Below are 11,178 nucleotides of genomic sequence, written 5' to 3'. Positions count from 1 at the left end.
CCTCATATATCTGAGCAAGAGAATTAAACTTGCACAAGATGAGAGTCATGCATAGCGAAATCAGTTTGATATAATAGCTATTCTTCATCCCAATAACCATCTAGAAATTCATAGCTCGGGTTAGCTAACAGATTTCTTCCTGTAATACTGTCATACCCACCACCGAACATGTACGGCATTGAATCTTCGTCCATAGAAAACTGTATCTTGTACGCCTCTATTTCGAATAGTCTGCCTTTCTGGATTCTTTCCCACTCGTAAGCTTTGGCCCAAAAACCGGGATTGTTTAGTAATCCTTCTGCATTAAACTTTAGACCTCCCTCGCCTAATGCTTGTCTCACATGTGCAATCTCGTGAAGGAACAACGCATCTGTTGAACCTTGAATCTCTATACTAGTTTCACCAGTCTTTTTTACATAATGCGGTTGAGAACTGTCAGAGATGCTCTTTAATGAATAAGTATGCTTTGTATCTCTCCCTAATAGTTCAATGTCAGAAAGACTCGTATTCAGGTGCCCTTCCATTTCGGATATGGTATTCAACCGTTTGTTTGCTCTATTCAACTTCGGGCCCATCAACTTTCCCTTATCAATCTTGGAGTTAAGCCTCTTTGATTCCTTCTCCAGGGAAGAAATTCTTGCCTCAACCCGTTTCTTCAGCCTTTCAACCTGTTTGTCATCCTCCCATGTTCTGCCGTCTTTGTCGACTCTATTCACCGGATCCCCGGCGCAATAAACATACGGGCTTATCGAAGGATACTTCTCGGCAAGCGGGTCGATTGTGGTGAACCTTCCCATCGAGGTCTCGAGGTATCTTGCGCAGAAGTCGTAGAGTCCGGTCTCCGTCGCGAGTTCCTTTCCGGTGTAGGAATTGCGTGCGACAAGATTCGCGAGCGTCGTATTACCGGAGCTGTCCGTGAGCTGGACAGCCTTTGTCCTGGATGTCATGTTGCCGTTCAGGTCATAACCGTATCTTTCGGTGAACAGCCCCGAGCCGGAGACATCCGCATACTCTGCCGCCGTCAGCCTTGCGAGGCTGTCGTACCTGTAGACGTAACCCCTGTCTGATGTCTCGTCAGGGTTCAGCCAGCTGGTCTCCGATATCTTTCCGTCCCAGCGCGGCTCAGACACAGTCTAGTAGGAGTAGTTGCATATGATTTTGCGTTCATTGAACATATCTATATATATGTCTTATTTTAGACGGATATTCTGGCTCAATTTGTTTGAAGACATTCTGGGCATCATTTAATACAAGTTTTGTCAACTCGGGCACTTCGTCTTCAACTGACTCGCTCCAGAGGTTTTCAAAAACAACAGGTTGATAGCGCATGTATTTAACTCCGTCTTTATATACCACATAACCAAAAAAATCAAACGTATCTAGAACCCAATTAACCATATGGAAAAAGTCTTCGTCCCAATCCCATTCTAGAGAAAGATCATTAAATGTGGATATATCTTTGTGGATCAACCATTTTCCTTTTTCTTGACCATATGCTATTATACCGTCCGAAGTATATGAAACTATCAGCAACACTTCCGGTCCCCACATTCTATAAAAAGCATTCCCGTACTTCTTACTCATGAGATTAATCCTAACTCTACTCGCGACACTCATCTGCGGCATACGCCATCGTACATTCTCGGCATCGACATTATATGTGAACAGAAGGGTCAGAATTAAAACTATAAATCTTTTATAACATCCCATTTAACTTTTACTATTATTTTTGTTTTGTAAAAAGTGACCATTTTTTCTCTTGCCCCAATAACGAATGCCCCACCTTCATAACCATTGTTCTTCATTAAACTTCTTTGATACTCTAGGTCTTTCTCTGAAGGGTTTGAAGAGCCGAGCCACACGCCTCCAACAGAAACATCTGGATGAGTATGCCAGTAAACTGAGACATTTCTACCAGAACCACCAGACGGTTTACCTTGCTCAAAAAACGGCCGTATATGGGCGCTTGCTTTTTGTGTTTTGTCGCCCTCCGTTATTGTCAAAGTGGGGTCACCACCAGAATCCCATCTGTTAACATTTCCATCTGTTGTAGCGTGTCCTCCTTGCTCCCGCCCTTGGGATAACGTGTCTTCAAAAGATGATATTACTTGATTTTTTATTGCACCCAAGGGAACTCCGATACTGTTTTTATCTGAGAAGAGATCTCTACCTAGAGCATCGAATCCTTGTTTCCTAATTCTTCGAGCTGTTGTTCCCTTGACTAAATATATCATGCCGCCATCTCTTCCGTCGTCACCAATATTTTGCAAATTTCCTTTTCTTATTTGATAAATCGGATCCCTTCCATCCGGATCCACAAAAATCACCGGATCACCTGCGCAATAAACATAAGGACTTATCGAAGGATACTTCTCGGCTAATGGATCGATCGTGGTGAACCTTCCCATTGAGGTCTCGAGGTATCTTGCCATGAAGTCGTAGAGTCCGGTCTCCGTCGCGAGTTCCTTGCCGGTGAAGCGGTAGCGGTTGTCGTTCGACGGCGAGCTTACCCTCGAGTCGGATATCGGGTCACCGTAAGGGTAGTACTGGTTAACCTGCCTTAAAACACAGTATCTTCTGTCTTCGTCACCTTTCTGAACTGTTCTCCTTTCCAATATAGGGTGTCGTTTCTGATCCTGAAGTATTCTCCAGATATATAATATCTCTCAAAATCTTCAGGTCTGATTCCCGGTAGACTTATTGTAATCACATCTTTTGGCTTTATAAGATAATCTGCATCAAGAAACATGAACACGCGTGAATATGTCATGTCTTCTCTATTGAATGAATACGTTATATCCTCATTCCTAAGGGTCATTAAGTGTAGATTGTACATGTATTCCGTTACCTGCTTCGAAACCTTGATTTTCTTGCGGGAATGGTATGATACCGAAGTATCGTTAACACAAGGAATCTCTATCTCCCCAAAGCCATCTTCGACATTGAATTCATATCGTTCATGATAACTGTAATCTCTATCCCACTGGCCTACGTATATATCCCCCAAATGAAAACGAGATTTACGATTAGGACTGATTTCGACTTTTAAGGGCAATTTATAATTAGGCAATACCACCTCAATCCTGGCAGAGCCGTTCAAGGTGGAATCTTTACTGTATTTCACAATTTTGTCAGTCGTAGGGGAGACTGTTTTGGAATTAATCTCAAAGAGATAATCCCTTACCTTTGACACAGAACAGATGGCAAGTGTGTCTATTCCTACGAGAGATGTGGCTTGTCTGATAAGAGCAAAGGTCCCTTCCCGTACTGACACTCGAACATCATTGTCTTGCTCCCAAGTATATACTCCATCTATAGTCTGTGCACTTATCCCGATGGAGAAATACAGACTGAGCATAAACAAGGAAGCTACTATCGATATACGCATGGTATGTTCTACTCTATCTATTATCAACTTTAACATAATTACGCCCTCGCCATCTTAAACCGGAAGGAGTAATAAGAATGTACTCTCCATTGTAGTTGTTCTTAAAGAACTGCTCATCAGTGATGTCATTAGAACTTACTGTGACCTCTGTGCCACCTTTTAATGACAATGGATCTTTATCACCCGCTTTTAGAAGGAATGTCCTTATAATAGTTGGGGCAGTCTCAGCATCGTTCCAATCAGTTGCAATGTAATTGGACATATAAAACAGATTCCTGATGGCAATTGATTTGCCTCCAATAGTAGGAATGATGATTGTTCCCTTCCAATCTGAGACAGATTCAGTACGAAGAATAGTGTCGGACCCTTCATATACATACTCACAAACAACTTTTCCTGTTGCTCTATTATGGGGCATGTCTATCAGTATTCTGACAAAGTCCTGTTCATAAGCGATCTTGTTTGCCGATACGACAGTACGGTCAACATAATCAAGTCCAGTTTCATTTGAGCATAGCTCATATACATCATCTTCTACCTGTTTGACGGAACATTCTGTCAGAATGGCCCCACCAGCAGCGCCAAAGTCCACCTCATATTTAAAAGTTCCTTGATGTATAGTGATAGATATAATATCATAGTCTTCATCATAGTCCGCCCTATATACACCGTCAATTCCCTGAGCTCTGATGAGCGTTGACAGGAAAATCAGGACAATTATTACGGATATACGAAATGTGAACATCTTCATGTTTAAAATTCACCAATATTTATTTAGACTCTCATAACCTTCTATCTTGACAAGATTCCTACCAGTTATGCTTTCGTATCCATCATCAAAAGCCTCGGGAACGGAATCCTCGTCCATAGAAAATTGTATTTTATAAGCCTCAAGCTCAGTTTCTCTTTCGTTTTGTACCCTCTCTTTATTTGTCTCTCCGACATAATATCCTGGATTTACCAGTAGCCCGCCTTTGAATCCAAGTCCCATCTTCAAAGCTTGTCTCACATGTGCAATCTCGTGAAGGAACAACGCATCTCTTCCGCCCTTGATAGGCGGTAGGTGAAATTGCTTGAGGGAAAAGATTCGACGAGTCCATGGTCAAAGAATGAAGTGGTTAGAGATGATAACAAAAATAATTCATTATTTGCTGAATAATATCATTTTTTGTCCAAAAATGTCATGAGTATCTATACGACAATTGCTTAATAATGGTAAATTTGCGGGGAATATTGAAGTGTGAATATGAAAAAGTATATGAATGCATTTTGCTGCATGGCTGCTGCGACATTGAGCGCATGCGGAAATCCGTCCGACCCAGACGCGGACAATGCCGAGAAATGGAGTCCTGACCAGAGGGCAAGCGTAGAGAGCATAACTGCAGTGGAGGGGTCCGACGGGCACCTTTTCGAGATGAACTATACTGCGGACTATAAGCTCCCGGAGATGATGAAGGAAGGCTGTGGTTCTCTTCCAGAGTCGCTTCTTCTCCTTTACAAGAACTTGCTTCCGGAGTCTCGTATCCTTCTTCAGAATGCCAGCACCCAGGGCGTGGGCTGCAGTACTTTCTCATCGGCGAGCAGCGATGGGGGATATGTGCTCGGCCGAAACTATGACTATCCTGTGAAAGGAAATTACTATGTCGTCGTTCATACTGCACCGGAAAATGGATACAAGTCGATTGGCGTAGCCGATGTCAGCGCTCTCCTTGCAGATCCCGATCCCGAGAATCCGTTCAGCACCGTGCGCAACCAGGAGATAGCCATCTTCGCACCTTTCAGCATCCTCGACGGTATCAACGAGAAAGGTCTCATGGGCAGCTTCATGCAGCTCGAATTCGAGGCGACCATGCAGGATCGCGGCCGCACTCCGATGCTTTCCAACTGGATGCTCCGCGTCGTTCTCGACAACTGTGCGACCGTGGATGAGGCCATCGCCATGATGGACCGTTTCGATGTCCGTTCCATCTTCCAGAACGAGGATATGGACCTCCACTACATCTATGCGGATGCGAACGGGGACAGGGTCATCATCGAGTATGTGGATAACGAGATGCATGTGCTCCGTACGCCGGATCTTATCGGCGAGGATGCCCCTTACATAATGTCCACCAACTTCTATCTTACCCCAGGCCGTCGCGTCGACAGAGAGACAGGTCTCTGGGAGAAGAAGGAACTCGGCTACTGGCGTTTCGATGTCCTCTGCGAGAGTCTCAAGGCAAATCCTACTCCTTCGAAGGCCGAGGCGATGGATTATATGAAGAGTGTCCGCATCATGTTTAACGACCAGGACGAGTTCGAGGCGATGAAGCGCATAGGACTGGATCCGGAGAAGTTTGAGGATTGGAGCTGGATGTCGCTCTGGTCCTCGGTGTACAACAGTGAGGACCTCAGCCTGGATCTGTGTATCCGTGAGAACTACGACAAGAAATTCTCTTTCAGGATCAAGTAGCGATTGTTGGAAAATATACACTTTAAACCACAAATTATATGAAAAAAATCATCCTCGGAATCGCACTCGTTGCAATGGCAGCGTGTGCTCCAAAGAAGGCCGAGACCCCTATCCTCACTATCGAGGGCGGTCAGGTCCAGGGCGTTGAGACCAGCGTTGCTGGTGTCGTTGCCTATAAGGGTATCCCTTACGCAGCAGCTCCTATCAAGGAGAATCGTTGGAAAGCTCCACAGCCAGTAGAGCCATGGCAGGGCGTCAAGGTTTGCGATCGCTTCGCTAACCCAAGCTACCAGCACATCCAGTACAAGGGTGGCTACTACACTGAGTGGGGTTACGGTGATGAGGCTCCTTTCAGCGAGGACTGTCTCTACCTCAACGTATGGACCAAGCAGTCTGGCAATCCTAGCGCAAAGCTTCCTGTAGCAGTGTGGATCCATGGTGGTGGATATCGCGAAGGTTTCGGTACCGAGCCTGAGTTCGACGGTAAGGAGTTCGCTGGCAAGGACGTGGTTCTCGTGACCATCAACTATCGTCTCGGCGTATTCGGCTTCCTCACCCATCCTGAGCTCTCAGCTGAGAACCCTAACGGCGTTTCAGGTAACTACGGTATCCTCGACCAGATCGAGTCACTCAAGTGGGTCAAGAAGAACATCGCTCAGTTCGGTGGCGACCCAGACAACGTGATGATCTTCGGTCAGAGTGCAGGTGGTGGATCAGTTAAGACCATCTGTGAGTCTCCTCTCGCACGCGGTCTCTTCCACAAGGCTATCATCCAGTCTGCAGGTGGTATCACCGTCCCTTCACAGGGTGCAGGTATGGGCGCACCTCGCGGCTTCAACTTCCCTGGCATGGGTGCTCCTGCTGAGAAGAAGCTCGCTGCTTACAAGGCTCCTGTAGCTCCAGAGGGTCTCAACGCACTCCAGCGTTCAGAGTTCAACACCAAGGTTGTCATGGATTGGGCAGGTTACAACACCCTCGCAAAGATGCGTGCTGCTGACACTGAGGTTATGCACACCGTTGCTACCATCTATAACAACGCGACCGGTAACTTCGGCAGCGTATCAGGCGGTCCTATCGTGGACGGTTACGTATCACTCGAGAGCTTCGATGCAGCTGCACTCGACGGCACTCTCGCTGACGTTCCTTACATGATCGGTTACACCCTCAACGATATGGGTAACATGTCAGACGGTATCGCAGCATTCTGCAAGAACCGCCAGGAGAAGGGCAACAAGGCTTATGCTTACGAGTTCGCTCGTCCACTCCCAGACGATGGCTCACATCCTGAGGTTACCGCACGTCTTAAGGGTGCGTTCCACTCATCAGAGCTCTGGTTCGTCTTCAAGTCTCTCGAGCACTGCTGGCGTCCTTGGACCAAGGGTGACTGGGATCTTTCTGAGAAGATGCTTACCGCTTGGACCAACTTCGCAAAGTACAGCGATCCTAACGGCGCGAACGGCGGCGAATGGACTCCTTGCACTGAGGAGAATCCTAACTTCATGCTCTTCATGCTCGATCAGAATGACGCTGAGGCTTCACAGATGGGTGCTCCTATCGTAGGCGAGAACTTCCCATGGGCTAACGCAGGCAAGTAATCCTTGCTTCCATAATAAAAATAGGCTGGCCGATTGGCCAGCCTATTTTCGTATGTCTTGGCGGGATTCTTACTTCTTGAAGAACCTCTTGTAGAGACCCTGGAAGCCGCTTCCGTGACGAGCCTCGTCCTTTGCCATCTCGTGTACTGTGTCATGGATTGCATCGTAGCCGAGCTCCTTTGCGCGCTTTGCGAGCATGAGCTTACCCTCGGTAGCACCGCACTCAGCCTGCATTCTTTTCTCGACGTTGGTCTTGGTGTCCCAAACGACCTCACCGAGGAGCTCTGCGAACTTTGCAGCGTGCTCAGCCTCTTCGAATGCATATCTCTTGAATGCCTCGGCAACCTCCGGATAACCCTCGCGGTCAGCCTGACGTGACATTGCAAGGTACATACCTACCTCAGTGCACTCGCCCATGAAGTTGTCGCGGAGACCCTGCATGACCTCAGCGTCCTCTACGATACCGTCACCGATATGATGCTCGCAGACGAATACGAGGTCTGCGTTTTCCTCTACCATCTTGAACTTTGATCCTGGAACCTTGCACTGTGGGCACCTCTCTGGTGCTGCGTCGCCCTCGTGTACATAGCCACATACAGGGCAGATGAATTTTGCCATAGTTATTTCTGTTTTTAGGGTTAAACTTATCTAGTTTTGAATAATTCTAAATTATCCGAATGCAAATGTACATATATTTTTCTTATATTCGCAATAGAAGTTTGAAAGATTTTCTCGCTTGTCCGGTATTATTGTACAGCTGAGACTTATCTTTGCTCTAAAATAATCTGGTATGACTCCGTTTCTCAGGCAGGTAGCCCAATATTATATCAATTCGCACAAGGAGGGCCGTGTCCAGCTCAAGGAGCTGTGCTTCGTCTTCCCGAACAGACGTGCCATCGCATTCTTCCGAAAGTGGCTCTGTGAAGAGGCTGCTTCATCGGGTGTTGCCCCTGTGGTGGCTCCGGCGATGGTCACCATAAACGACTTCTTCTCGACGGCGGCAGACGTCAGGGTGGCGGACAGGATAAACTTGCTGGTGGTGCTCTATGAGTGCTATCGCGAGCTCTATCCCAAGGCAGAGACTCTCGATGAATTCATATACTGGGGTGACGTTCTGCTGGGAGACTTCAACGACGTGGACAAGTATCGTGTCGATCCGTCGCAGATATTTACGAATGTTGCGGACTTCAAGGCAATCCAGGATGACTACTCGCACCTCAGCGAGAATCAGGAGAAGGCTATCAAGGCTTTCATCGAACATTTCAGGTCCGAGAGCGCAGAAGGTGGGGTGAAGGAGACCTTCCGCCAGATATGGAGTATACTCTACCCTCTATATAGGGATTTCAACGAGGCGCTCAGACGGAAGTCTTGGGCATACGAGGGCATGGTGTACCGCAGCCTTGCGGAGCGGATGGACAAGGAATCCGCCAGCGATGTCCTCAGGATATCCTATCCGCATTCGAGACAGTTCGTGTTCGTCGGACTCAATGCCCTGAACGAGTGCGAGAAGCATGTGCTCGGAAAGATGTCGGATGCCGGCCTTGCCCAGTTCTGCTGGGACTGGAGCGGCAAGATGATCAAGGATCCCCTGAACAAGTCATCGCTTTTCATGGCGGAGAACGTGAAGAGATTCAGACCCGTGTTCACTCCGGATCCGGAAGGAGTGGAGATGCCGCAGTTCAATGTCGTGAGCGTGCCGTCTTCCGTCGGTCAGGTCAAGAGAGTGGGAGAGATCATCGCTGGCGGCCGGCCAGACGACTACGCAGTAGTTCTGCCGGACGAGTCGTTGCTGCTGCCTCTTCTGAACAGCATCCCTCCCGAGGTTCAGGATATCAACGTGACCATGGGCTATCCAATGGGTTCGAGCGAGTTCTATGCATTCATGCACGATGTGATAAGGATGCAGATGCACGCACGCCTGAAGGGAGGCCAGTGGTCGTTCTACCACAAATATGTCTGGAACATCTTCTCGAGCGGCATATTCAGGAAACTGGTCGGAGATGAGACCGGAGTTTTCGAGAAGATAGATCAGATCCGCAAGGCCCGCAAGTACTATATCCCAGTTTCGGATCTGTGCGGATCAGGGCTTCCGGAAGTCATCTTCCGGCCTGCGAGCGGCGATGCCCAGGCTGAGGACAAGCAGCAGGTGGCGGATCTCTGCGAATATCTTTGCTCGGTTGTGAGCTATGTAGGCTCCAAGTTCAGGGCCGAGAGGACAGAGGATGATGAAATACCGTTCGAGGGGAGGTCTAAGGCGGACTATGCACTTGAAATTGACTTCGCCAAGGAGTACTATACAAGCCTGAACAGGTTGCGTGCGATGGAGCTTGACATCCGCCCTGCGACCTTCGTGCACCTGCTTGAGTCCATGCTCTCATCCGTGTCCGTACCGTTCACTGGAGAACCGCTCCGAGGCCTGCAGGTCATGGGCCCGCTCGAGACCCGTACGCTTGATTTCAGGAACATGATTATCCTCTCAGCGAACGAGGGCATGTTCCCGCGCAGGAGCGTCAGCTCTTCGTTCATTCCGTCCGAGCTCCGCAAGGGCTTCGGACTGCCGACCTATGAGTATCAGGATGCGGTGTGGGCATACTACTTCTATCGCATGATCACCAGGGCGGAGAAGGTATGGCTGTTCTACGACTCGCGCACCGAGGGACTGAAGTCTGGAGAGGAGAGCCGCTACATCAAGCAGCTCCGATACCATTTCCATGTGCCGGTGAACTTCTATGTGGCAAAGTCGGGAATCGACGTCCCTGAGATAGTTCCGACCGACATCGAAAAGACCGCAGAGGATATAGAGACCATAAAGGGAAGGTCCCTTTCTCCGTCGTCCGTGATGAACTATATCGAGTGCCCGGCAAAGTTCTATTACCATACCGTGAGGAGGCTCAAGAAGGAGGAGGAAGTGTCCGAGTCGATGGATGCCAAGATGATAGGAAATGTCTATCACAACGTGATGAGAGCACTTCTCATAGGCGAGGATGAGATGATGAGGACAGGTGAGTTCGACAAGCTCAAGGATAATAGGACCAAGGGACAGGACCGGGTGACCTTGGCATATCTGGAGAAGTGGCTGGGCAGGAAGGAGGACATACGCGCCAAGGTGATGTCCCTTATCTGTGCTGAGCTCAAGTCGGATGAGGTGGCCGGTCGCGACCTTGTCTTCGCCGGTGTCATCGTCCGCTATGTGCTGAAGACCATCGAGTCCGAGATAAGGATGCTCAGGGACGCGGGCATGGATTCGTACGAGGTCATAGGCGTTGAGATACCTTTGGATGAGACCATCCATGGGCAGAGATTCTACGGTATAGCCGATAGGATTGACAGCCTTGAGCGCGGGAAGCTCAGGCTTGTGGACTACAAGACCGGTAAGGACGATCCTTCTGTGCTCGACGTTCCGGACGAGGAAGCCGAGGCGACGGTGACGGCAATCTTTGACCCGTCGGATCCGAAGCATAGGGAAAAGAAGGCCGGACTTCAGTTCTTCATCTATGACAAGATGTTGTCGGAGAAGTATGGTGTTGGGTTCGAGAGAGTGTCCAATTCCATGTACGCTACGGCGAAGCTCTTTACCGAGCTTCCCAAGACCAATGAGGTGGGAGGCAAGTTCGCTTCGATGGTGGAGGAGAGATTGAACGGGGTGCTGGATTCGATGGTGGATCCGGGTGTTCCTTTCTCCCGCACGGAAGACAGGGGACGCTGCAGGTATTGTGATTTCAGAATGATTTGCGGGAGGTAGG

At 48.5% G+C, this 11,178-nt stretch carries 10 protein-coding genes; 3 read left to right on the top strand and 7 right to left on the bottom strand.

Annotation, left to right across the window (positions count from 1 at the left end; translation table 11 throughout):
* Positions 1-77 precede the first annotated feature (77 nt).
* The 6 genes from AC06ND_RS05765 to AC06ND_RS05740 all read right to left on the bottom strand — a co-directional run bounded on the left by AC06ND_RS05765 (position 78) and on the right by AC06ND_RS05740 (position 4,379).
* Positions 78-1,130 carry an RHS repeat domain-containing protein gene (locus AC06ND_RS05765; RefSeq protein WP_475678043.1) on the bottom strand — a complete coding sequence of 351 codons (1,053 nt, stop codon included), beginning with the start codon at positions 1,128-1,130 and terminating at the stop codon, positions 78-80.
* Between the two features lie 34 nt (positions 1,131-1,164).
* Positions 1,165-1,584 carry a hypothetical protein gene (locus tag AC06ND_RS05760; RefSeq protein WP_475678042.1) on the bottom strand — a complete coding sequence of 140 codons (420 nt, stop codon included), beginning with the start codon at positions 1,582-1,584 and terminating at the stop codon, positions 1,165-1,167.
* Positions 1,585-1,685: 101 nt separating this feature from the next.
* Complete coding sequence (locus AC06ND_RS05755; protein ID WP_475678041.1) at positions 1,686-2,615, bottom strand: RHS repeat-associated core domain-containing protein; 930 nt, start codon at positions 2,613-2,615, stop codon at positions 1,686-1,688.
* A complete protein-coding gene (locus AC06ND_RS05750) occupies positions 2,561-3,424 on the bottom strand; it encodes a hypothetical protein (RefSeq protein WP_475678040.1) in 864 nt (287 codons plus the stop codon). Before AC06ND_RS05750 ends, AC06ND_RS05755 begins: the two co-directional genes overlap by 55 nt.
* Positions 3,402-4,139 carry a hypothetical protein gene (locus AC06ND_RS05745; protein WP_475678039.1) on the bottom strand — a complete coding sequence of 246 codons (738 nt, stop codon included), beginning with the start codon at positions 4,137-4,139 and terminating at the stop codon, positions 3,402-3,404. Before AC06ND_RS05745 ends, AC06ND_RS05750 begins: the two co-directional genes overlap by 23 nt.
* 9 nt (positions 4,140-4,148) lie before the next feature.
* Entirely contained in the window at positions 4,149-4,379 is a 231-nt protein-coding gene (locus AC06ND_RS05740) for a hypothetical protein (RefSeq protein WP_475678038.1), read from the bottom strand.
* A gap of 255 nt (positions 4,380-4,634) precedes the next feature.
* Between AC06ND_RS05740 and AC06ND_RS05735 the strand changes: the two genes are divergently transcribed.
* Complete coding sequence (locus AC06ND_RS05735) at positions 4,635-5,840, top strand: linear amide C-N hydrolase (protein ID WP_475678037.1); 1,206 nt, start codon at positions 4,635-4,637, stop codon at positions 5,838-5,840.
* A 38-nt stretch (positions 5,841-5,878) separates the two neighbouring features.
* The gene (locus AC06ND_RS05730; protein WP_475678036.1) at positions 5,879-7,435 is read left to right on the top strand and encodes a carboxylesterase/lipase family protein; all 1,557 of its coding nucleotides are present in this window, start codon (positions 5,879-5,881) and stop codon (positions 7,433-7,435) included.
* Positions 7,436-7,504: 69 nt separating this feature from the next.
* On the opposite strand, the gene AC06ND_RS05725 is transcribed toward AC06ND_RS05730, so the two are convergent.
* Positions 7,505-8,053, bottom strand: a complete 549-nt coding sequence (locus AC06ND_RS05725; RefSeq protein WP_475678035.1) for an NADH peroxidase — start codon at positions 8,051-8,053, stop codon at positions 7,505-7,507.
* A 172-nt stretch (positions 8,054-8,225) separates the two neighbouring features.
* Here AC06ND_RS05725 and AC06ND_RS05720 point away from each other — a divergent pair, with 172 nt between their 5' ends.
* Entirely contained in the window at positions 8,226-11,177 is a 2,952-nt protein-coding gene (locus tag AC06ND_RS05720) for a PD-(D/E)XK nuclease family protein (RefSeq protein ID WP_475678034.1), read from the top strand.
* The last annotated feature ends 1 nt before the right edge of the window (position 11,178 follow it).

Source organism: Candidatus Cryptobacteroides sp. (assembly GCF_056207615.1).
Note: the sequence above shows the minus strand (reverse complement) of the source record. Positions and strands in the feature narration are given on the sequence as shown.